The sequence below is a fragment of the Pseudoalteromonas sp. TAP-3C genome (assembly GCF_059888565.1).
This window is the reverse complement of record NZ_CM187618.1, coordinates 666,580-690,401: the sequence shown is the minus strand read 5'-3', so window position 1 is coordinate 690,401 and position 23,822 is coordinate 666,580. Positions and strand designations below refer to the sequence as shown.

The 23,822-nt window shown below is 41.4% G+C and carries 22 protein-coding genes; 6 read left to right on the top strand and 16 right to left on the bottom strand.

Annotation, left to right across the window (positions count from 1 at the left end):
* Window positions 1-29: 29 nt before the first annotated feature.
* Window positions 30-1,970 carry an acetate--CoA ligase gene (gene acs / locus AC6H44_RS03175; protein ID WP_500737460.1) on the bottom strand — a complete coding sequence of 647 codons (1,941 nt, stop codon included), beginning with the start codon at window positions 1,968-1,970 and terminating at the stop codon, window positions 30-32.
* Between the two features lie 336 nt (window positions 1,971-2,306).
* Between acs and AC6H44_RS03170 the strand changes: the two genes are divergently transcribed.
* Together AC6H44_RS03170 and AC6H44_RS03165 are read left to right on the top strand one after the other, a co-directional pair.
* Window positions 2,307-3,476 carry a DcaP family trimeric outer membrane transporter gene (locus AC6H44_RS03170; protein ID WP_500737459.1) on the top strand — a complete coding sequence of 390 codons (1,170 nt, stop codon included), beginning with the start codon at window positions 2,307-2,309 and terminating at the stop codon, window positions 3,474-3,476.
* Window positions 3,477-3,871: 395 nt separating this feature from the next.
* Window positions 3,872-5,980: a TonB-dependent siderophore receptor gene (locus AC6H44_RS03165; RefSeq protein WP_500737458.1), complete on the top strand. Its 2,109-nt coding sequence runs from the start codon at window positions 3,872-3,874 to the stop codon at window positions 5,978-5,980.
* 137 nt (window positions 5,981-6,117) lie between these two features.
* On the opposite strand, the gene recA is transcribed toward AC6H44_RS03165, so the two are convergent.
* Both recA and AC6H44_RS03155 read right to left on the bottom strand, forming a co-directional pair.
* Window positions 6,118-7,161 (bottom strand): recombinase RecA, encoded by a 1,044-nt coding sequence (recA, locus tag AC6H44_RS03160; protein WP_500737457.1) that lies wholly within the window; start codon window positions 7,159-7,161, stop codon window positions 6,118-6,120.
* Window positions 7,162-7,228: 67 nt separating this feature from the next.
* Window positions 7,229-7,717 carry a CinA family protein gene (locus AC6H44_RS03155; protein ID WP_500737456.1) on the bottom strand — a complete coding sequence of 163 codons (489 nt, stop codon included), beginning with the start codon at window positions 7,715-7,717 and terminating at the stop codon, window positions 7,229-7,231.
* A gap of 21 nt (window positions 7,718-7,738) precedes the next feature.
* Between AC6H44_RS03155 and mutS the strand changes: the two genes are divergently transcribed.
* Window positions 7,739-10,324 (top strand): DNA mismatch repair protein MutS, encoded by a 2,586-nt coding sequence (gene mutS, locus AC6H44_RS03150; protein ID WP_500737455.1) that lies wholly within the window; start codon window positions 7,739-7,741, stop codon window positions 10,322-10,324.
* 58 nt (window positions 10,325-10,382) lie between these two features.
* On the opposite strand, the gene rpoS is transcribed toward mutS, so the two are convergent.
* The 11 genes from rpoS to AC6H44_RS03095 all read right to left on the bottom strand — a co-directional run bounded on the left by rpoS (window position 10,383) and on the right by AC6H44_RS03095 (window position 18,316).
* Window positions 10,383-11,354, bottom strand: a complete 972-nt coding sequence (gene rpoS, locus AC6H44_RS03145; protein ID WP_500737454.1) for an RNA polymerase sigma factor RpoS — start codon at window positions 11,352-11,354, stop codon at window positions 10,383-10,385.
* A gap of 117 nt (window positions 11,355-11,471) precedes the next feature.
* Window positions 11,472-12,296: a peptidoglycan DD-metalloendopeptidase family protein gene (locus AC6H44_RS03140; protein ID WP_500737453.1), complete on the bottom strand. Its 825-nt coding sequence runs from the start codon at window positions 12,294-12,296 to the stop codon at window positions 11,472-11,474.
* Window positions 12,297-12,337: 41 nt separating this feature from the next.
* Window positions 12,338-12,916, bottom strand: a complete 579-nt coding sequence (locus AC6H44_RS03135) for a YqaA family protein (RefSeq protein WP_500737452.1) — start codon at window positions 12,914-12,916, stop codon at window positions 12,338-12,340.
* Between the two features lie 9 nt (window positions 12,917-12,925).
* Window positions 12,926-13,564: a protein-L-isoaspartate(D-aspartate) O-methyltransferase gene (locus tag AC6H44_RS03130; protein ID WP_500737451.1), complete on the bottom strand. Its 639-nt coding sequence runs from the start codon at window positions 13,562-13,564 to the stop codon at window positions 12,926-12,928.
* Complete coding sequence (gene surE / locus AC6H44_RS03125; protein WP_500737450.1) at window positions 13,554-14,318, bottom strand: 5'/3'-nucleotidase SurE; 765 nt, start codon at window positions 14,316-14,318, stop codon at window positions 13,554-13,556. Before surE ends, AC6H44_RS03130 begins: the two co-directional genes overlap by 11 nt.
* A complete protein-coding gene (gene truD / locus AC6H44_RS03120; protein ID WP_500737449.1) occupies window positions 14,299-15,348 on the bottom strand; it encodes a tRNA pseudouridine(13) synthase TruD in 1,050 nt (349 codons plus the stop codon). The genes surE and truD overlap by 20 nt, the downstream gene beginning before the upstream one ends.
* Window positions 15,345-15,842: a 2-C-methyl-D-erythritol 2,4-cyclodiphosphate synthase gene (gene ispF, locus AC6H44_RS03115; RefSeq protein ID WP_500737448.1), complete on the bottom strand. Its 498-nt coding sequence runs from the start codon at window positions 15,840-15,842 to the stop codon at window positions 15,345-15,347. The genes truD and ispF overlap by 4 nt, the downstream gene beginning before the upstream one ends.
* Complete coding sequence (gene ispD / locus AC6H44_RS03110) at window positions 15,839-16,540, bottom strand: 2-C-methyl-D-erythritol 4-phosphate cytidylyltransferase (protein WP_500737446.1); 702 nt, start codon at window positions 16,538-16,540, stop codon at window positions 15,839-15,841. Before ispD ends, ispF begins: the two co-directional genes overlap by 4 nt.
* Entirely contained in the window at window positions 16,530-16,817 is a 288-nt protein-coding gene (gene ftsB / locus AC6H44_RS03105; protein WP_500737445.1) for a cell division protein FtsB, read from the bottom strand. The genes ispD and ftsB overlap by 11 nt, the downstream gene beginning before the upstream one ends.
* Before the next feature lie 299 nt (window positions 16,818-17,116).
* A complete protein-coding gene (locus AC6H44_RS03100) occupies window positions 17,117-17,704 on the bottom strand; it encodes a hypothetical protein (protein ID WP_500738366.1) in 588 nt (195 codons plus the stop codon).
* 132 nt (window positions 17,705-17,836) lie between these two features.
* Window positions 17,837-18,316 carry a DUF2947 domain-containing protein gene (locus tag AC6H44_RS03095; protein ID WP_500737444.1) on the bottom strand — a complete coding sequence of 160 codons (480 nt, stop codon included), beginning with the start codon at window positions 18,314-18,316 and terminating at the stop codon, window positions 17,837-17,839.
* Window positions 18,317-18,377: 61 nt separating this feature from the next.
* On the opposite strand from AC6H44_RS03095, the gene AC6H44_RS03090 reads away from it, so the two are divergent.
* Genes AC6H44_RS03090 through AC6H44_RS03080 form a run of 3 tightly spaced genes read left to right on the top strand, consistent with a single transcriptional unit; the run spans window position 18,378 to window position 20,694 of the window.
* The gene (locus AC6H44_RS03090; RefSeq protein ID WP_500737443.1) at window positions 18,378-18,602 is read left to right on the top strand and encodes a DUF1653 domain-containing protein; all 225 of its coding nucleotides are present in this window, start codon (window positions 18,378-18,380) and stop codon (window positions 18,600-18,602) included.
* A 54-nt stretch (window positions 18,603-18,656) separates the two neighbouring features.
* On the top strand, window positions 18,657-19,505 hold the full coding sequence (locus AC6H44_RS03085) for an AAA family ATPase (RefSeq protein ID WP_500737442.1): 849 nt from the start codon (window positions 18,657-18,659) through the stop codon (window positions 19,503-19,505).
* A gap of 1 nt (window position 19,506) precedes the next feature.
* The gene (locus AC6H44_RS03080; protein ID WP_500737441.1) at window positions 19,507-20,694 is read left to right on the top strand and encodes a vWA domain-containing protein; all 1,188 of its coding nucleotides are present in this window, start codon (window positions 19,507-19,509) and stop codon (window positions 20,692-20,694) included.
* 374 nt (window positions 20,695-21,068) lie between these two features.
* Here the strand turns inward: AC6H44_RS03080 and AC6H44_RS03075 are convergent, their stop codons facing one another.
* Both AC6H44_RS03075 and AC6H44_RS03070 read right to left on the bottom strand, forming a co-directional pair.
* Complete coding sequence (locus AC6H44_RS03075) at window positions 21,069-21,986, bottom strand: AbiTii domain-containing protein (RefSeq protein WP_500737440.1); 918 nt, start codon at window positions 21,984-21,986, stop codon at window positions 21,069-21,071.
* A 1,036-nt stretch (window positions 21,987-23,022) separates the two neighbouring features.
* Entirely contained in the window at window positions 23,023-23,727 is a 705-nt protein-coding gene (locus AC6H44_RS03070) for a potassium channel family protein (RefSeq protein ID WP_500737439.1), read from the bottom strand.
* Between the last annotated feature and the right edge of the window lie 95 nt (window positions 23,728-23,822).

Here is a 23,822-nt window from a genome sequence, read left to right as displayed (position 1 = left end):
CAACTTGTAATCAAGCTTTTAACGCGAAATTAACGATTTAATCGGTTTTCTACTAACTCATCAACCACCGACGGATCCGCAAGCGTTGACGTATCACCTAGCTGTTGGTACTCATTGGCGGCAATTTTACGTAAAATACGGCGCATAATTTTACCTGAACGCGTTTTTGGTAACCCCGGCGACCATTGGATCATATCGGGTGATGCAATGGGGCTGAGTTCTTTACGTACCCAATTACGAATTTCTTTGGTTAATTCATCGCTAACTGTGACGCCTTCGTTAGGGGTAATGTATACATATATACCTTGGCCTTTAATGTCATGCGGGTAACCAACCACTGCCGCTTCAGCAACCGCTTCATGAGCAACTAAGGCACTTTCAATCTCAGCCGTACCTAGACGATGACCTGATACATTAAGTACATCATCAACACGCCCTGTTATCCAGTAATCACCGTCGTCATCACGACGACAGCCGTCTCCTGTAAAGTAAACACCTGGGTAGGCGCTAAAGTATGTTTGTTCAAAGCGCTCATGATCGCCATACACAGTTCGTGCTTGTGAAGGCCAGCTATCCAAAATAACCAGATTACCTTCCACTGCGCCCTCTAATGTATTACCCTCTGCATCATATAATGCTGGCGCAATACCAAAAAATGGTCGCGTTGCAGAGCCTGGCTTCAGATCTGTAGCCCCTGGCAGTGGCGCAATCATGATACCGCCCGTTTCGGTTTGCCACCATGTATCAACAATTGGGCAGTTAGATTTACCAATTTTTTCAAAGTACCAGGTCCATGCTTCTGGATTGATGGGCTCTCCCACTGACCCCAAAATGCGCAAACTATCTCGATTTGAACTAGCAATTGGTTCATCACCTTTTGCCATCAGTGCACGAATAGCAGTCGGTGCGGTGTATAAAATAGTCACGTTATGTTTATCAACGATTTCTCCCATACGCCCTGCTGTTGGATAAGTCGGTACACCTTCAAATACCACTTGTGTACACCCATTAACGAGCGGCCCATAAGCAATATAACTATGGCCTGTGATCCAGCCGACATCGGCGCTACACCAAAAAATATCATCTTCTTTTAAGTCAAAAACATATTCGTGGGTCATTGATGAATACACTAAATAACCACCGGTAGTATGCACCACACCTTTTGGCTGACCTGTTGAGCCTGATGTATATAAAATAAACAATGGATCTTCGGCGTTCATTCGCTCAGGTTCACACTCTGGTGCTTGATCTGCAACTAAATCATGCCACCAAATGTCATGAGGATGCCAATCTACATCGCCAGCAGTTAATTTATGCACGACAACGTGCTCAACGCTGGTCACTGAATCTTGAAGTACAGCTTCGTCAACGTTTGCTTTAAGGGGAACACAATTACCCGCGCGTCTACCTTGATCTGACGTAATCACCACTTTAGCACCCGAATCATTAATACGATCCGCAATCGCCGATGGTGAAAAACCGCCAAATATAACCGAGTGAATCGCACCGATACGGGCACAAGCTTGCATTGCATAAATAGCCTGTGGGCTCATTGGCATATAAATGGCAACACGGTCACCTTTTTTCACCCCTAACTTTTTTAACCCATTAGCAAACTTAGCAACTTCATCATGTAATTGTTGATAGGTGATATTTTCGCTTTGCGAAGGATCATCGCCTTCCCAAATTAGTGCGACCTTATTAGCTTTTGTTTTTAAATGACGATCAATACAGTTATAAGATGCGTTTAGGTAACCATCTTCATACCATTTGATATTAATATGGCCTTTATCAAAAGAGGTGTTTTTTACTTTAGAATAAGGAGTATACCAGTCTAGGCGTTTACCGTGCTCAGCCCAAAACCCTTTAGGGTCCTCAACAGACTGTTTATACATCGTATTATATTTTTCATTATCGACGAGCGCTGCGCTTTTGATGCTCGCAGGAACTGGGTAGATACTTTGTGACATATTTGTCTCCAACTTATATTCTGGTTTTAACTAAGCATCACTCAGCAGTGCACTATTAAATATTAGACATTAGTTGTATCAAGCTTCAAACAATGGCTATCTTGTCTATAATACCGTAAATAACATTCTGTTAAATAAGTGTTAAGTGTATTCCCATACAATTATTAAACCTTAGTCTAATAGACTAATAGTTGATTGAGTAAATTGTTTACATGTACAAAAGTAGCTTACATCGGTAAATGCTTTAGCTAGTAATAAAATGATAGTATTTACAAATACTTTTTAACAAACAATATAAAAGAACTACACAACAAGTAGCCTATAAAGGACGAAACAATGAAATTTAGCCCTATAAAAACACTAGTAGCCAGTGCCGTACTTTGCGCGTTTTCTAGCAGCGCTTATGCCGCAACAGCTGCAAAAATAGGTGATACAGAGTTTACCTACGGTGGATACATTAAACTCGACGCAATGTGGAGTGACTATTCAGCGGGTGCACCTGCTGGCACAAACGTTGGCCGTGACTTTTATGTTCCAAGCACAGTACCTGTAGGTAACGACAACAGCTCGGATGCCGTATTTGATATGCATGCCCGTGAATCTCGCTTTAACTTTGGTACTTCAACGCTTTTAGATAATGGTAAAACCGTCAATACAAAAGTAGAACTTGATTTCCTAGCCTCTGCACCTGGCGGTAATGAACGGGTATCTAACTCTTATTCTCCGCGCATTCGTCATGCTTTTATCTCTTATGATGGTTGGTTATTTGGTCAAACGTGGTCAAACTTTCAAAACGTAGGTGCATTACCCGAAGCGCTCGATTTTGTTGGCCCTGCGGAGGGCACGGTATTTGTTCGTCAATCTCAAATTAAATACACTACAGGTGCATGGTCTTTTTCGTTAGAGAATCCAGAAAGCACAATCACTACAGCCGGTGGTAGTATGGCTGTTACCGATGATGCTTCATTACCTGATTTTACCGCACGCTACACCCACAAAGCTGATTGGGGTAACGTTGTAGTTGCTGCACTTGCACGTCAACTTACCTATAAAATAGGTGATGTTGATGCCGATGAAACCTCATTTGGTGTTAGCGCATCCGGCATGGTGAAGCTTGGAGAAGACAACCTTAAATTTATGCTTACTCAAGGTAAAGGCTTGGGTCGTTATGTTGGTATAAACGTAGCACGCGGTGCAGTGCTTAACGGTAATGACTTAGATGCCATTGATTCAACCTCTGGTTTTATTGCTTATCAACATAAGTGGAACAGCCAGTGGCGCTCTACTTTCCTATATTCGTTCTTTTCAGCGGATAACAATGAAAGCTTGTTTGCAATTTCAGGTGATCCAACAAAATCAAGTCAAAGCTACAGTGCTAACATTCTTTATTCACCAGTTAAACGCCTAACCTTTGGCGCTGAATTAAAACATGCCGAGCGTGAGCAAGAAAGTGGTGTAGATGGCGATCTGGATCGCTTACAGTTCTCTGTTAAATATGCATTTTAATTTCACACTCCCTTAACATACTGTTTTACTTCCTGAGCGGCTTTGGCCGCTTTTTTGTTCAATTAAAGCTTAACAAGTAAAACCACAAAAAATCATCAATAATAGCAATAAAAACGAGCATGACCGCACGTAACCGGCTACACACCTCCCATTTTACATTACAACTCAATATCAAAACAAAATAGCTATTGAATTACCTTTTTTAACGAACTCATTTCTACAAACAGTATCATCCACAGTAACTATAAGACTATTCACAGACTAATTGCTTTCTATTAAACCCAGTAAAAACACCTATGCAAATGATAATTATTTTTATTTGAGATTTTTAAATCTAAATAGTAGAATGTGCCAACTACTTAAATAAACTCAAATAATATTAATTAAGGGAAACCATGAAACTCAATCGCACTTTTGCACTTTCTTCTTTAGTTTTAGCTATGGGCTTTTCGGTTCATGCACAAGAGGCATCAACTAAAAATACCGTTGAAAATAACGATGAAAAAATGGAAGAAATATTAATACTTGGTGTACGTCAAGATCGTGTTAGCCAAGGTGCTACAGGTTTAACTATAGAGCTTAATGAAACACCACAGTCTATTAGTGTAATAAGCGCAGAACAACTCCAAAAATTTTCTGCAAATAGTATTAATGATGCATTGAAAATGGCCACGGGTATTACTGTAGAGCAAGGTGAAACTAACCGCACACGATATACTTCCCGAGGGTTTGATATTAAAAGCACTCAAGTTGATGGTGTTGGATTACCTAATAACTGGGGACTTGTTACTGGTGCAATGGAAAGTTATGGTTATGAAAAAATTGAAGTCATTCGAGGTGCTAATGGGCAACTAACAGGCGTTGGTAATGCGGCAGGTACTATTAACTATGTTCGAAAGCGTCCAACAAATGAAAATAAAGGTGAAGTCGGTATCTCTGTTGGTACTTATGGTTTAAAACGCTTACAAGCAGATTATTCATTTTTACTCACAGAATCAGGTGATTGGGCTGCACGCATTGTGGCTGCTGCAGAAGATTCTGATTCATATTTGGATGGCTTAGAAAATGATCGTACTTACTTCTCTGGCGTGGTTGATGGGCAACTAACAAATAATTCAACACTTTCATTTGGCGTTTCGTATCAAGATGCTAATACTGATGGAACTATGTGGGGAGGATTACCGCTTTCATATGCCGATGGTACACAAGCTGAATGGGATGTAGGTACTAGTACAGCTCAAGAGTGGACTAAATGGGATACTCTTAATACCACTGCGTTTATTGAATACACTTATGTTTTCAATAATAACTGGGAGATTAAAACAACTTATAATTACCAAGACTCTGAGGATCAAAGTAAATTACTTTATCTTTATGACGCTCAGAAGATGTTCGATAGTGAAACTAATTTAGGTTTAGTTAGTCTTCCTGGGCGATACGATACAGAATTCTCAGCTGATTTATTTGATATTACAGCTAAAGGTGAATATAGCTTATTTGGTCAAGAGCATGAATTAATGCTTGGTGGAAGTATTTCACAAAGTACGGCCTATTCTTTTACTAACTCTTATGATGCAGCAACAACTGAAGCTTACGGATTGGCGCCTGCTTTTCCATACGCGTTAGATGCGATTGCTGAGCCTATTTGGGGAGCTCAAACTAAGTATGCTGATATTGATGTTACTTTGAAGCGATTCTTTGGTTCTACTAAATTAAACCTAACAAGTGATCTTTTTGTTATTGCTGGCTTTAACGCCATCGATTATGAGCGTACAGGCTTCAGCCAAGGCGTTGCCATAGATAATAATGAAAATGAAGTTAGCCCTTACCTTGCAACAACGTATGCAATCAATGACGATGTTAATGTATATGTAAGCTACTCCGATATTTATCAACCACAAGAACAATATGATTACGACGGTAACTTTTTAGATCCAAGTAAAGGTGTTAATTACGAAATTGGAGTAAAAACTCAATGGTTTGATGATCGTCTACTTGCTACCTTTGCAATATTTAGTGCCAAACAAAAAAATATTGCAACTTACGCTGGACTAAACTCATCTGGATTTAATTACTATAAAGGTGAAGATCAAGATACACAGGGCTTTGAATTAGAGTTAACCGGACATATAACAGATGATCTAAATGCTGTATTTGCCTATACATACTTAGATATTAATGATGACGCTGGCAATAGCTCTCATGAGTGGGAACCTGAAAATGTTGTTAATTTTTCATTCGATTATACATTACCACAACTACCTGACTTTCAGTTTGGTTTAGCAGGTAAATGGCAATCGAAAACAGCAAATATAGCAAGTAATGTGAAGCAGGATTCTTATTTACTTGTAAACGCATTTGCTCGTTGGAATGCTTCAGAAAACGTATCAATACAAGCTAACATTGATAACATTACTGATGAAAAATACATTACTAGCTTAGCTAATGTTGGTTTTTATGGCTCTCCTATGAGCGGTAAAATCAGTCTAACCTATCGCTTTTAAAGCCCAACTTTAATTAGACGCACCTCAGTTACTACTAGAAGTGCGCTTTAAATTTTTAATAACAAAAAAGCGCTAACCTCAGTAGTTAGCGCTTTTTTTAGCTCGGGTCAAATCAAGCTATAACAATGTATCAATATTTAAAGCTCTGGCGCTTCACCTAATACGTCTTCACCATCTTCTGGCTCAACGGTTGCTTTTAGTAACAACATCTCACGCAGTTTACCTTCAATCTCATCAGCAATCTCAGGGTTTTCTTTTAAGAATTTAATTGAATTAGACTTACCTTGGCCAACTTTATTGCCATTGTAGCTGTACCAAGCACCGGCTTTTTCAACCAGTTTATGCTTAACACCTAAATCAATCAGCTCGCCTTGCTTAGAAATACCTTCGCCATACATAATGATAAATTCAGCTTGTTTAAACGGCGGTGCCACTTTATTTTTTACAATTTTAACACGGGTCTCGTTACCAACAACTTCATCACCTTCTTTTACCGAACCAATACGACGAATATCAATACGTACTGAGGCGTAAAATTTAAGTGCGTTACCCCCAGTGGTGGTTTCAGGGTTACCAAACATCACACCAATTTTCATACGAATTTGGTTAATAAAAATACACAATGTGTTTGAGCGTTTAATATTGCCTGTAAGCTTACGCAATGCTTGTGACATTAAACGTGCTTGTAAGCCCATGTGTGAGTCACCCATGTCGCCTTCAATTTCAGCTTTGGGTGTTAATGCTGCCACCGAGTCAATAACAACCACATCAACCGCACTTGAACGTACTAACATGTCGCAAATCTCAAGCGCTTGTTCACCTGTATCTGGTTGAGATACAAATAACTCATCAATGTTAACACCTAACTTTTGGGCGTATACTGGATCTAGGGCATGCTCAGCATCAACAAAGGCACAGGTTTTACCTTCTTTTTGAGCTTCAGCGATAACTTGCAATGTAAGTGTTGTTTTACCTGATGACTCCGGGCCATACACTTCAACAATACGCCCCATTGGCAGGCCGCCTATACCTAATGCAATATCAATCCCTAATGATCCTGTTGATATAGATTCGATGTTTAACGCCTTATTATCACCCAATTTCATAATTGAGCCTTTACCAAATTGACGTTCAATTTGTGATAAAGCCGCATCCAATGCTTTTTGTTTGTTATCGTTCATTCTACTCTCCAATCCAGCTAATGTAGACAAGTATACTGTATGAAATCACAGTATCAAGCTAATTTTATTATTTTATCTTCTCTATTATTATTTTTAATGAAAATACAATGGCTTGTAGCCTTACTTGCGCTCTATCACCACTAAATACTTGCTCAAATGTCCAGTGTTCATCATTGATTTGCAGCCCAAACCATACCAGCCCCACAGGCTTACCCGCTGTTGCACCGCCAGGCCCTGCAATCCCTGAAATAGCAATGCCAATATCGGCATTAGCTGCCTTACAAGCGCCTGCAGCCATCTCTTTAACTGTTTGTTCACTTACCGCTCCAAATTGCGCGAGAGTATCAAGCTTGACGTTAAGTAATTCATGCTTTGCCTCGTTACTGTAAGTAACAAACGCACGGTCAATATAATTTGAACTTCCGGGTGTATCTGTAAGCGAATAACTCACCCCGCCACCGGTACATGATTCAGCAGTAGTGATCCATAAGCGTTTATCCGTTAAAATAGCGCCTAATTGCGCAGCAAGTGTTTTAATCTCTTGATGTAATTTCATATTCAGCCTTTGGGTAAATACATGTCGTTTGATCTTTATGCACCGCACACTATAGAACAACAAACCCCTATGATGCAGCAGTATCTAAAAATAAAATCAGCGCATCGCGATATTTTATTGTTTTATCGGATGGGTGATTTTTATGAACTTTTTTTTGATGACGCAAAACGCGCCGCACAGCTGCTAGATATTTCACAGACACATCGCGGTAAAGCTGGCGGCGATCCAATACCGATGGCAGGTGTACCTTATCATGCGGTAGAGAACTACTTAGCCCGCTTAGTACAAATGGGTGAGTCAGTGGCTATTTGTGAACAAGTAGGCGACCCTGCCACCAGCAAAGGGCCTGTTGAGCGTAAAGTAGTACGTATTGTAACCCCAGGTACAATTTCTGACGAAGCGCTACTGCAAGAACGCCAAGACAACCTTTTAACCAGTGTATGGCAAAATAAAAAGGGCCAATACGGGATTGCCTACCTTGATATTAATTCAGGGCGTTTCAATGTCGTTGAAGTTAACACTGATGAAGCATTTAGCTCTACGCTTCAACGTCTTTCTCCTGCTGAATTACTTTACAGCGAACGTTTTGAAAACACGCATTTAATTGAACACATCAAGGGGGCACGCCGCCGCCCACAATGGGAATTTGATTTAGATACCGCTCAACATTTATTGTGCGAGCAGTTTGGCACCAAAGATTTAGTCGGTTTTGGGGTAGACAAAGCACACTCTGCAATTGTTGCCGCAGGCTGCTTAATGCAATACGTTAAAGATACTCAACGCATTGCCCTGCCCCACATTCGCGCAATCACACTTGAACATAACGAACATGCGGTAATTTTAGATGCATCGACTCGTAAAAACCTTGAGCTGACCGTTAATTTATCAGGCGGATATGAAAATACCTTAGCGCAGGTGCTTGATAAAACGGCTACCGCTATGGGCTCACGATTGCTTAAACGTCGTATTCATACGCCTATTCGCAATAAAGATGAGCTCAATTCACGACTCAATGCCATTAGTGCCATTTTAGATGCACAACTATGCAGCGAACTTCATCAAGCACTCAAAGATATTGGTGATATAGAACGTGTTATTGCACGTTTGGCATTACACACCGCTCGTCCACGCGATTTAACGCGACTTCGCAGCGCATTGCAAGCACTGGCACCGCTACATACCTTGTTAAATGATGCCACAGATCCACGTATTGCTCATATTATTGAGCATTCTAAAGAGCTCCCTGAACTGCAAGCTCTACTTGAACGTGCCGTGATTGATAACCCACCGGTGTTAATTCGTGATGGCGGCGTCATTGCACCAAGCTATAACAGCGAACTTGATGAATGGCGTAATTTAAGCCAAGGTGCTACCGATGTACTTGAACAATTAGAGCTACGCGAGCGCGAACGTACCGGAATAAGCACGCTTAAAATTGGTTATAACCGTGTGCATGGCTTTTTTATTGAAGTGAGCCGCGCTAATTCACATTTAGTTCCAGCAGATTATATTCGTCGCCAAACCTTAAAAAATAACGAGCGTTATATAATTCCAGAGCTTAAAGAACACGAAGATAAAGTACTGGGTAGTCAATCCAAAGCGCTAGCGCTTGAAAAACAGCTGTATGAACAGTTATTTGAATTTATTGCGCCACATATTGAACAGTTACAAATAATGGCTTCGGTGATTGCTGATTTAGACGTGCTGAACAACTTAGCAGAACGTGCGCAAACACTCAATTATGCAAAACCAGAACTGTGCGATAACGATAATATCAGTATTAAACAAGGCCGCCACCCTGTGGTAGAGCAAGTAATGAAAGACCCATTTATTGCCAACCCAGTAGAGCTAAACAGCCAACGTAAAATGCTGATTATTACCGGTCCTAACATGGGGGGTAAATCAACTTATATGCGCCAAACCGCGTTAATTGTGCTTATGGCACACATTGGCTGTTATATCCCAGCTGATAGCGCTAAAATTGGTAATATAGATAGAATATTTACCCGCATTGGTGCCAGTGATGATTTAGCTTCTGGGCGTTCTACGTTTATGGTTGAAATGACCGAAACAGCGACAATTTTAAATAATGCCACCGCGCAGTCTCTGGTGCTTATGGATGAAATTGGCCGAGGAACGAGTACGTATGATGGCTTATCACTTGCGTATGCAACAGCTGATCATTTAGCATCAAAAATAGCGGCAAAAACCTTATTTGCCACTCATTACTTTGAACTTACAGAACTTGCTGAGCAAACACCTGGATTAGTTAATGTGCACTTAGATGCCATAGAGCACAACGATACGATTGCCTTTATGCATAAAGTATTAGATGGCGCTGCAAGTAAAAGCTTTGGATTACAGGTGGCGGCACTGGCGGGTGTACCTAAAGAGGTTATTTACCAAGCAAAACAAAAGCTTGCGCTATTAGAAAATCATCAAAGCGTAACAACACCAAGTACCGAACAACAGACTTTTACTTTCGACAACGAAACCGTACTTCACTCTCCCTCTGAGCTTGAAGAACAGCTAGCAGCAATTGACCCCGATAACTTATCACCACGTCAAGCGCATGAATTATTGTATAAATTAAAAGCGTTACTTTAACAAGCAAACAGCCCGACTTAAAAAGCCGGGCTGTGTATTACATTATGTAATTTCAGTGTTAAGCAAACTGCTCAAATAAGCTTTCGGTGCTCAATCCTTCTTGTTGTAAAATGTCTTTTAACCGGCGCAGTGCCTCTACTTGAATTTGGCGAACTCGCTCACGCGTTAAACCTATCTCACGACCTACGTCTTCGAGTGTTGAAGGCTCATAGCCCAGTAAGCCAAATCGACGAGCGAGTACTTCGCGTTGCTTAGGGTTTAACTCCCCTAACCAATCAATAATATGCATATTCATATCATTGTTTTGTACTTCTCCTTCGGGGCCCATATTTTTTTCATCAGCGATAACATCCAATAACGCACTGTCATTTTCACCACCAATAGGCATATCAACAGACGCTATTTTTTCATTTAAACGCAGCATTTTGGTTACATCTTCAACTGGCCTATCTAAACTTTCTGCAATTTCCTCGGCGGTAGGCTCATGATCGAGTTTTTGAGTTAATTCACGAGCAGTACGTAAATAAACATTAAGCTCTTTAACCACATGAATAGGTAAACGAATAGTACGGGTTTGGTTCATTATGGCGCGTTCAATTGTTTGGCGTATCCACCAGGTGGCATAAGTAGAAAAACGAAAACCACGTTCGGGATCAAACTTTTCAACCGCTCGAATAAGGCCTAAATTACCTTCTTCAATTAGATCAAGCAATGCAAGCCCACGGTTATTATAGCGACGTGCAATCTTAACAACGAGCCGTAAGTTACTTTCAATCATACGTTTACGGGAGGCTTCACAGCCTTTTAACGATTTACGAGCAAAAAAGACTTCTTCTTCGGCGCTTAGTAAAGGGGAAAAACCAATTTCGCCAAGGTATAGCTGTGTGGCGTCAAGATTTTTAGTGACTTCTTCTTTTACAAATACATCTTCATCATCCACTGTATCAAGTAACTGTGAAGACTCTTCAAGTTTAGAATCGTCAAACTTATCATCAGTGGGGATTTTATCAGCTTTTGCTACATCAGCCATAAGACTTCTCCTAAGCAAGCTATCAATAACTTAAGATTAAGGTCTGTGGTCGTTTTATAAGACTTTGCTGTATTAGCCATGAGCCTTCTCCAGAACAATTAATCAACACCTTGAAGCTCAGGGTAGGTATTTAGCAGGATTGACAGCCTTACCTCGATAACGAATTTCAAAACGAAGAGCCGTTACTGTGGATTCTGAATTACCAATTTCTGCTATTTTTTGTCCCGCCTTCACTTCTTGCTTTTCTTTAACAAGTAACTTTGAGTTATGTGCATAAGCACTTAGATAATCATCATTATGTTTCAATATGATTAAATTACCATATCCTCGCAGCGCGCTACCCGCATAGACGACCGTTCCATGTGCAGCAGCTAAAACTGCAGCCCCTTTTCTATTAGTAATCTGTAGGCCTTTGTAACCATTTTCCTTGCTAGAGAAGCGTTGTGTTATTTTGCCTTTAGCAGGCCAAAACCACCTCAATTTTCTATTTTGCGAACCGTCAGGCTTACTAATTTTTTGGTTAGCTTGTTTTTGAACATACCTTCGTTGTTTCGGCTTATCAAGCTCTTTCTTTAACTTTTTGTTATTTTTTTGTAAATCAGATGGGTTTTTAGTTGACTTTTTTTGATACGTTTTTTCTACAGCCCTTGCTCTACTTGGTTCTAAAAGGGATACAACCTGACCAGGGACAATAATATAAGGTGATGGAATAGAATTGTTTTTTGCAAGCTCTCTAAAATCTTTCCCTGCACTAAAAGCGATTGAGTAAAGTGTATCGCCTTTTTGCACTGTGTACTTTGCACCGTTAATGTTAATACGTGAAGTGTAATCGTTAATATTGTTACTTAAATTACTTACCGGTGCTGGAACGTGGCGAGATGAGCAGGCACAAAGCAAAACACTAATAAATAAAGCAACATAGCAACGTATTTGTTTATTCAATGTGTTTTGCCCTCTGTATTGATACCTCAATATAATAGTGCTTATCGCAATAATATATACGCAACCGCAATTAAAGCTACAACAGTCCAGCCAAGGCCTTCAATATATTGACGTAATTTTTGCTCCATTTTACCCCCCCCCCATTTCATTAAAGCAGCCACTAAAAAGAAACGTGCCCCACGTCCAATTGCCGAGGCAATAATAAAGGGTAAAAATGCCATGTGTAATACACCGGCACCAATGGTAAACACCTTATAAGGAATAGGAGAAAACCCCGCTAAAAACACCACCCACACCCCATATTCTTTAAACCAATTTAACGCTATGTTAAATTTATCCTGCCATTGCATTTGCGCGATTAATGGCTCTACAACTGGCTCAAATAACCAAAACCCAAGTAGATAACCCAAAATACCGCCAAGTACTGACGCTATTGTAGTAAAACTTGCAAATCGCCATGCTTTACTCGGTTGTGCCAACGACATCGGCGCTAACATCACATCGGGTGGCACCGGAAAAAAGACTGATTCGGAAAAGCTCATGGCGGCTAAATAACGCTCTGCATGACGGTGTTTAGCCCACACTAAGGCCATATCGTACAACTTAGTAAACAACTTCAAAATGAATTCCTATTCAATATCACCAGAGACTAAAGGTACAAATCTTACTGGCGCAATTACATGCTCTGTAAAGTTATCGCCTTGGCGAATAACCATGGTTAATTTTTGTTCTCCCTCACCAATAGGCGCAAGTAACACGCCTCCATCGGCAAGTTGTGCGAGTAACTCAGGAGGAGTGTAGGTTGCTGCGGCCGTGACTATAATACCGTCAAATGGTGCTTGCGATTGCCAACCTTGCCAACCATCACCATGTTTCATAGCCACATTATACAAATCGAGCTGATGCAACCGACGTTTTGCTTGCCATTGCAGCGCTTTTATACGTTCAACTGAATATACGTTAGAGAATACTTTGGCAAGCACTGCTGTTTGATAACCAGAACCGGTGCCAATTTCTAGTATTTTATTTTTAACTCCAGCCAAGCGCATTAATTCGGTCATTCGCGCAACAATATAGGGCTGAGAAATAGTTTGTCCCTTCCCTATGGGTAACGCCGTATTTTGATACGCTTTGTGCTTTAAAACATCATCAATAAAAATATGCCGAGGAATTTGCGCTATTGCGTTTAAAACCTCGGTATCTTCTACGCCTTCTCGCTGTAGCAGCTCTGAAAGCGCTTGTGCACTGCGGGTGTAATTAGCCAGCACGATTGATCTCCAAATCGGCTAACCACTCTCCTACGGCCTTAATACTATCTTTGGCGGTCATATCAACGCTTAATGGCGTAACCGACGCATAACCATTGTTAATTGCATAAAAATCAGTACCTTCCCCAGCATCGCTTTCAAGGCCGAGGGAGCCATACCAAAAAATATCACGCCCCCATGGATCTATTTGCTTTGTCATGGTTTCTGCTTTATGGCGTGCGCCTAAGCGCGTTACCTGAATGCCTTTTAGTTCACTTAGCGCAATATCAGGAACATTAATATTAATGATCTGATCTTTTGGCAGCGGATGCGACGCAAGCCCTTTAATAATATTAACCGTGACTGCCGCAGCCGTTTCAAAATGTTCACCATCATGCGCGCACAAAGAGACCGCAATTGCTGGCAAACCCAAATGACGACCTTCAGTAGCCGCGGCCACTGTACCAGAATACAGCGTGTCATCGCCTAAATTACCGCCATGGTTAATACCGGCAACGACTAGATCAGGTTTTTCATCTGCTAACTGATTCACACCTAAATGCACGCAATCAGTAGGAGTACCATTTACCGATATAAAGCCATTGTCGAGCGTTGTTGCACGCAGTGGGTTCATTAACGTTAGTGAGTTACTTGCACCACTGCAATTTCTGTCTGGCGCAACCAGCGTAACTTCGGCAATTTGTATTAACGCTTGGTATAAAACAGCAATGCCTTTGGCATTAACACCATCATCATTACTTAATAGAATCTTCATCTAGGTTGTCCTTTTCTTTTCGCTCGCGAGGACTGGCATCGGTGTAATCAACCAACTCGCGCAGTAAAGCCGTTGCAAAGCAGCCTTTGGGTAAGCCAAAGCTGAGTTTTAATGTGCTGTTATCAAGTGTTTCTACGCTTAGCGCTTGCGGGATTAAACGCAGCATTCTGCGCTCGTTTTTAAGCCCTAATTCACCTAAGCCATCACACCATGCCTGATACGGCGCTAACCATGTTTTTTCTTGTTCGGTAAGGCCTTTTTCACTTTTTCCTACCATAGGAGCCGACATCATAATATCGCCTGAGGCAAGTCGCGCAATATTTTCATCGCTTATTGCATCTTCAAAAAATGCATTACTGCCGCTGAGCATAAATACTTCACGGTGCATAGTTTTAGCAAGGCCGTGCTGTGCTACGCGCAAACTAACAATTTGATTAAACACATGCGAACGCGCAGCGGAGATGATAATACCGCGTAGTTTTTTATCGCGAATACGCTCACCGGCAAACATTTTTTCAGCCATTACTAAGTTATGACCATCACGGCCAAAGCGCTGTTCACCAAAGTAATTGGGCACACCAGCACGCACTGCATTTATGCGGCACAAAATATCAAGCGGCTTGGTTACATTACGCAGGGTGATGGTGAATTTATTACCCTTGTGGCAACCTGTGCGTAATTTACGCTCATGACGCTGCTGCGAAACCACAAACACACTTTCACTATTGAGCTCAGTAAAATCAATATGCTTTTTAATCGGTACTTTCACGCTAAACCACTGCGAGCACACGCCATGGCGGTCTTTCATACCCGCATAACTTACATCACGGGGGGATACACCGGCTTTTTGCGCAATTAGCTTGGCCACATATTGGGTGTTTTCGCCTTTTTTAACCACCTGCAAACACACGTGCTCACCACTGCCGGTAAACTCAATACCGAGGTCTTCATCGACCATAAAATCTTCTGCGGTGGTTTTAAAATCGGCTTTAGAAAGCGGTGCGCCGTATAAATAATTTAATTCACTCATGCGGTTTGTTTACTCATTAACGCTTTATTCATAATAACCACAGCATGACTAGAAATGCCCTCTTTACGCCCCTCAAACCCGAGTTTTTCGGTGGTTGTGGCTTTAACATTTACCTGTGACAGCTCGGCATTTAAGTCACTGGCAAGGTTGGCTCGCATGGCTTGAATATGTGGTAGCATTTTTGGCGCTTGCGCCACAATGGTGACATCCGCATTACCTAATACATAACCTTGCTGTTTAGCAAGGTTCACTACATGGCGAAGTAAAATACGGCTATCTATGTTTTCATATTCACTGGCCGTATCGGGAAAATGCTTGCCAATATCACCCAGTGCCAATGCGCCTAAAATAGCGTCACATAAAGCATGAATAGCCACATCACCATCTGAGTGCGCTAAAAACCCTTGTGGGTAATCAATTTTTTCACCGCAGATGGTTAAAGGTCCTTGGCCTCCAAATTTATGCACGTCAAAACCATGGCCTATTCGTATCATGTTGCACTCTCATTATTTTGTTTTTGCAGTAAAAATTTGGCTAAATCTAAATCTTCTGGGGTGGTAATTTTAATATTGTCACTGCGCCCTGCCACTAATCTTACAGGCTTGTTTGCCCATTCCATGGCACTGGCTTCATCAGTAATAATTGCCCCATTGGCTAACGCATTTTGCAGTGCCGTTTTCAGCTCGTCGTATTTAAACAGTTGCGGGGTAAGCGCTTGCCATAAGTCATCACGTGGCACTGTATGCTGTGCATGAGTTTGCCCACGCTTTATGGTGTCTTTTACTTTACTGGCTAAAATACCGCCTTCATCAGCTTGCACGCACTGCGTTATTAAACGCTCTATATCAGCAACATTCACTAACGGCCTTGCCGCATCATGCACCAACACCCATTTTGGCGGATCTGACGCTAAAAAAAGTAAGCTATTTAACACCGAATCTGCACGCTCTTTGCCACCAAGGGTTCGCACAATGCGAGAATCAGTTAACGTAAGATCGTTAAAGTAAGGATCGTTGTCGCTCAATGCCACCACAATAGCGCTTAATTGCGGTAACTGCGCCAACTTAGCGAGCGTATGCTCTAAAATGGTTTTTCCCGCGAGGGAAATATATTGCTTAGGTGTTGCATGTTGCATTCGGCTACCAACACCGGCAGCGGGCACTATTGCAGCAAAGGTTTGTTTATTTATCATAGCGTTGAGCCGGTAAAACACGAATAAATGTTTCGTCCGGTTTGATCATTCCTAATTCGTTGCGGGCGCGCTCTTCTATACCTTCAAGGCCGAGCTTTAAATCTTCTATATCCGCTTTTAATACTTTATTGCGCTTTATTAGCTTTTCGTTTGTTTGTTGATGCGATGCCACCGCATTTTTTAAACGGGTGTAATCTTGCACCCCGTTATGACCAAACCAAAGTCGGTATTGAATAAAAAGTGCTAAGCACAATAAGCCAAGTTGAAAAAATCGCATTAAACACTCCTTATTTTAATTGTAATCATTTGCCTAGGGTCTGTTGACCTTTCAAGGTTAAATTTGCAGCAGTCTGTTTGGTATTTAGGCAAGGCAGAGCCTATGTGGTGTGGTTATTCCCCATAAATAGGCGATAACGCAGCATCAATGCCAAACAGGCGCTGCCCTTCGGGTTCTGCCTAGGGGCGATTTACTCTTTGTTGCTCGGTTTTTACTTAGCCCACTAGGTTACAAACCTCGCGCCGCGATTAAACCGCCCCTAGTTTGAACAAATTGTAATCCGCAAAGGTCAACAGACCCTAGGCTAATGGCCGCTTAACATTGCGCCAATTAATATTGACTGCCAATAGCATTTCCCGCAGTGATAAAACCCGTGGCGAACTGCGTTTTGAAAACTGCCACTGATGACCACAACATGCCGCTGCAAGCGTTGCTTTACTGGGTTTGAGTAACTGCGCACTTTGTTGCTTGTGCCCTTGACCTAAAAAATCAAACCAGCCAAGTTCATTACAATGAACCTGTGTTTTAGTTACTTGGTCAATGCTGTCTATTCTAACCTGAGTTTGGCCGTGATTTTGTAATAATACAGGAATAATCAGCCCCACTTTGGCATTCGTTTGATAAAAAAGTTCATTCGCTGAGGGGTTAACCTCTGGCGGCGTTGGCTTTTGTTTCTCAAGCCAGCCTCCATTTTGTGGATCAAGTGTAAAAGGTAACTCAGCATTAGCGACTCGCGTTGCTGCACGTTCAATATAATAAGGCAAACTTTTTAACTGCCTGCGTAAACGCTCTCCATTGGGCTCGGCGACTAATCGCTGCACCTCACGCTGATAAAAAGCATTGCTTAATTGTGCATAAAGCACTTTTTGTGCATCAGTTTGCCACATTTCAACTTGTTGGCCTGTGTTAAACTGTTTATTTTTAGCAACCTTTTTAGCAACCAATCGCTGTACTCTAAAACATCTTAATGAATGTTTTATAACACAGTAACGCACAGTTTTTAAGCACTGGTTATTAATTTAAGCACTTGGCTTTTCGCCTAATTTTGCAATGCCTGACTCTAAAAATTGCACCATGGCACTGCGCTTTTTACCAATTAATAAACTGCCATCAGCTAAAAACATAAAGTTTTGCCAGTTACGTTTAAACACATCAAATGTCGTTTCAATAATATTGTCGCGTGCCATGCAAAAATAAACGGTGGTATTAGCCTGCCAATCTAAGTGGTTAATTATCGTCTCAGGTAGTGAATCATTTTCGCTTTCCCACGCATCTTCCCAATTAATTTGTTGGCTAAAATTTTGCTCTTGCGCGCACCAATCGGTTTTATCAAAAAAGTCTGGATGATCATGTTCACGACTCACCATGGTTGTCCACAGTACGGCGGCACGCTCACTGGTCATCGGTTTAATATTGGCTGCATCAGCATCAGAAACCGGCATATCTTTGTGGCGAAATACCCAGGCTTTTTTGTAATCATCAAGAGAAATATAATTCATAGTATTGCTGTATTCTTTGGCATAATAAAAAGCGAAGGCAAATTATACAAGATAACAGACTATGACTACAGCACTAAAACTGGGTTTATATCAACACTACAAAGGCCCACAATATAAAGTTATGCATGTGGCGACTCACAGCGAAACCAACGAGCCATTGGTAATATATCAAGCGCTATATGGCGATTACGGCATATGGGCACGCCCATTAAGTATGTTTACCGAAACCATAGAAAAAGACGGTAAAACCATTCCTCGTTTTGCCTACCTTGGTGAAGCCGATTAACTATGGCATTATAACGTATAATAATTACTGCTCAGACCAGATAAAGGATACCCCGTGCAATTTAATTCTACTGATAATTACATCGCAAGCTCAGCATTAAAACAGGCAGTAAATGCCGCTATTATGCTGCAAAAACCGCTTTTAATTAAAGGCGAACCAGGCACAGGCAAAACCATGTTGGCCGAGGAGCTCGCTAAAAGTTTAGATACCGAGCTTATTCAGTGGCATATAAAATCAACCACCAAAGCGCAGCAAGGCTTATACGAGTATGATGCGGTATCTCGCTTGCGTGACAGCCAACTGGGCGATGAGCGCGTTCATAATATTAGTAATTACATTGTTAAAGGTAAGCTGTGGCAAGCGTTCATGTACGCAGAACTAAACGGTAAACGCCCAGTATTACTGATTGACGAAATAGACAAAGCCGACATTGAATTCCCTAACGATTTACTACTCGAACTCGATAAAATGGAATTTCATGTATATGAAACCGGTGAGCGCATTGTGGCCAAAGAGCGCCCAATTGTGATCATCACCTCAAACAATGAAAAAGAGCTGCCTGATGCATTTTTACGCCGCTGCTTTTTTCATTACATAGATTTTCCAAGTGCGGACGAAATGCAGCAAATTATCGATGTGCACTACCCAAACGTTAAACAAGATTTAGTACGCCAAGCACTGGAAGTATTTTTTAACTTACGCGAAGCCAATGGCCTTAAAAAGAAGCCATCCACCAGCGAGTTACTGGATTGGTTAAAACTATTAATGGCTGAAGACATAGATGCCAAAACCCTGCACGATAAAGCGCAAAAAGGCGGTTTAATGCCGATGTTTGGCGCGCTACTTAAAAACGAGCAAGACATAAGCCTAATCGAAAAACTTGCCTTTATGAGCCGTCGCTAAGATGTTGATTGCGTTTTTCTTCAAATTGCGTGAATACCGTTTACCCGTCAGCCTTCGCGAACTACTTGATTTAATTAACGCTTTAAAACAAGGCGTTATATTTGCTGATGTAGACGGGTTTTATCATTTAGCGCGCACTATTATGGTAAAAGATGAAACCCATTTTGACCGATTCGATAAAGCCTTTGCCGATTACTTTAGCGGTATTGCCGACTTAGACCTGCTCGAAAGCTTAAAACAGCAGCATAACCTGCCTGAAGATTGGTTGCGTAAAGAGTTTGAAAAGCACCTAAGCGATGAAGAAAAAGCCCAACTAAAAGCCATGGGCGGGCTCGACGAGCTAATGAAAACCCTCAAACAGCGACTAGAAGAGCAGCAAAAGCGCCATGCTGGCGGCAATAAATGGGTAGGCACTGGCGGCACCTCACCCTTTGGCGCGTATGGTTATAACCCTGAGGGCGTGCGCATTGGTCAAGACGGCAACCGCAATCGCCAAGCAGTAAAAGTGTGGGATAAGCGCGAATACCGCAACCTAGATTCTGACCGCGAAATTGGCTCACGCACCATAAAACTGGCGCTTAAAAAACTACGTAAATTTGCCCGCACCGGCGCAAGCGACACCCTTGATTTAAACGAAACCATTCGCGCGACCGCCAAACAAGGCGGCATGCTCGATGTAAAAATGGCCCCCGAGCGCCACAATGCGGTAAAAGTATTGATGCTGTTTGATATTGGCGGCTCAATGGATGACTACATTCACACCTGTGAAGAGCTGTTTAGCGCCGCCCACAGTGAATTTAAGCATTTAGAATTTTACTACTTTCATAACTGTTTGTACGAACACGTGTGGCAAGATAATCAGCGCCGCCACTCAAACGTAGTAGACACCATGACGCTGATTAACAAATTTACCAGCGACTACAAAGTTATATTTGTCGGTGACGCCACTATGGGCCCGTATGAAATTGCCTACCCTGGCGGCTCAGTAGAACACTACAATGAAGAACCCGGCAGTGCGTGGTTGGCGCGAATCACTAATCACTTTGATAAAGTCGCGTGGCTCAACCCTCAACCGGTTGAACACTGGCCATACTACCAATCAATTGATTTTATAAAGCAGCTGATGGATAACAGAATGTACCCACTGAGTTTAGATGGAATAAGTAAAGCGATAAAAGAGCTGAGTTAACCGTAATACGGGTAGTTAATTTTTTACGTAGGTTCGGTTGAGGTAGGTTGGGTTGAGCACAGTGAAACCCAACGAAAAAAGGCTGCATCAATCAACATAGGCGTTTTGCATTATCGATTGGCTGAACAGCGCCAAGTATAGGTCGGATAAGCGAAGCGCCATCCGTCACAGTAAATTATCTTGCCAATTATTATCAATATTTTATGTTGTCGAAAGACTAGAAAGTGCCAACAGTGGACGGTCAGGAGAACAATGTCTGAAGTCAAGATTTGACCCTCTAGCCTTCTCTAGCCTTTAATTCAAATTAAGAATTAAGGGTGCGGAACAACAGGTGTGGGGCTGAAGGTTAGAGACCTCCGGCTACCCTTATGTGATTATATTAGACCGTAGTAGTTATTCAACGCTGTGGCAAGTAAACTTCCCGCTACACCTAATTCGATCTGCCAACTTGTATCGATTGCTTTAGATACCATTGACTGCATCCACGATTTTACCGAAGGCCCAAATTTATCCTTCTCAGTTATAGAAAAATCAGAATCACTTTCTATGGCAACTTTCAGAAAAGTAATATCGTTATCTTCAACTCCGTTGTCCTTCAGGGTCTTAGCCAAAGAATCGAAATCATATTTGACGATACTGTTTTTTATTTTTTGAGTATTATCCGAGCCCAGCAATATTGTTACATTATCGCCAAATATCGCATTATTAAATAGATTTGAAGCATCGAATTTTCCAGCAGCTTCCTTTACTTCTTTGTCAGATTCCAATTCCGAAAATTCTGAGCTCAACTCAAGAACAAAATCCAAAAGGCGTGACCTTACCTGCATCAATATATTGGAAACACCAGCCACTGGTATTTCAGACCATGCCCGTTGAACCATATATGAATTAGCCAATCCCTTGCTTAGCATTCCATTTGCCTCCATTGGTATCGGTGATTGGAGTCTGTCGCCATCACTAGAATGCACTATTTTCTCAATCACAGCTAATGAATGAGTTAGCTTAGCTTGCTCCCACATCTCCCTGAAAGTTTTATCAAGATGGAGCATCGGGACAGGATGAGAATTTACTTCGTAAGCTCCATTTGTTGCCGAAACTAGTACTTGTGCCGGAATAATACGATAATCAGGGAGTTCATCTTCTCCACTGTAACCATTCAGCTCTTTGTTCACCCAAACTACTAGTTCTTTGTGCCCAATTTTATGAAGAAGAACCTTCATTTTAATCAGCGCCTCAGTCAAAACACCATCGTTAGAGCTCAATATTTCTACAATCTCATCTACTAGTTTCATTGATTTCTCTCTTGTGGTGCTTCATATAACGCTCAAAGCAGCAGCGCGGTAAGCATCGGCTGACTTAGCTTGTTAAACGAAGCCGCTTTGCGGCAGAAAAAGCAGATCGCGTATTTAATTAACTCTCTACCAATGCCGGTAAGGTTAATTGGAGTTCACGGTTATGAACACACACGATCAAGCTCGTTTCGAGTCTTTATATTCAGCCTATATTACCGAATTAAAACTGCAATGCAAGAATGATAAAACCATTGATTGTTATGCTCGGTGCTTACGCCAGCCGCTGTCTTTTTTGACACCTACCCTGATAATCTCAGCGCTGACAATCTCAAACGCTACTTTCTTTTTCTTGTTGAAAACAAATCATGGAGCGCGGTTAAAATTACCCGTAATGACATTCAGTTTTGTTACAAACATGTTTTCCATCGTCCGTGGACGTGGGTAGAGATTATTAAACCGCCTAAAACTCAGGTAGTTCAAGATGTGTTATCGCCCACTGAAGTCGCACGCATCATTAACGCCACCTGCAAACTCAACTATCAAACCTATTATTTAGTCACCTACAGTCTAGGTCTGCGCCTCAGTGAAGCCATTAACTTAAAGGTATCCCGGACTGCAAAGCGCGCATGACGCTGTATCTTGCGCGTATTGGCAGTCATATTATTGGACAGAATCAGGTTGTCGGGCTGACGATATAAAACACGGATGTGATCTTATTCTAAGGAGCAAGATTCGACGTAGCAGCAAAAGCTGATGCGTGAACTAAAGCCATAAAAGAAAGGTAAATACGCACAAAACAGGTAAGTAAAAACACGGCGAAATTAAGTAGACCGCGTTATTTGTTTTAAGGTTTTTTATAAACATTTTTTAAGCGATACGCAGCCTTAACCTCACTCGGCCTGAAAAACATAATCAAGCCGTCCCACAAAGCTTCTATCAATTTATTTACTATAAATAAGTGTCAACATCAGCAACGGGCTTGTCCAACAATAGGATTAAGTTGCAGCTTCGCGCAACCTATCCTTATTTATTGTGTTCATTTTCTAAGTTTTCTCGCACATATTTTACAAATCGGGGATCTTGAAAGAGCAAGACTTGAATAAATAGTAAAACAAACAACTATCAAGCTAAAGCCAGAAAGTACTTCGAACACTGTTAAAAATTGAAGAAACCATATACTTGGGCTTATATCACCGTAACCAACAGTAGTAATGGTAACACCACTAAAGTAAACAGCTTCGAGTACTGAGTTGAATTTATAAAAATCCTTGAAAAAGCACACTGGCATTAAGAAGTACAGCGTTCCAAAATTAATAATCAGTTCAATGTAACTGGTTAAGGCTAACTTTAATCTCTCGCCATACTTCAAGTCACTATTAGGTAAGCCACCGTTCAACTTATCAATTGCGTCCCCCAAAAACGCTTTAGTTATTTCGATTGCTCTTGAGAGCAAAAAAGACCACACAACCAAAACAATCATGAACCAGTATATATATTTAATAACTGGTTGAGACTCAAATCCGTAAACAGGAAACAGCTGAAACTCTAATATTGATAGTAGTTGAACCGCTAAACAGATCGTCAATGAAGATATAAAATATCGCGTGTTGTACTTTTTTAAAGCACTTGAGAGCTCTGTGGAACTTGCACCTTTTTCGATCAGGGCATTCTTACTGTATTCTGCATACTTATACGTTGGGGTAACAAGCCACCAAGCACATGATGTTTCTTTCTTCTGCATTAATTTTTACTTCTTACTCATATGAACATAACGCTTGCAGCACGCGCGCCCATGGAATGGAGCCGAAGGCGCAATGTAATGGGCGTCGCCGTGCC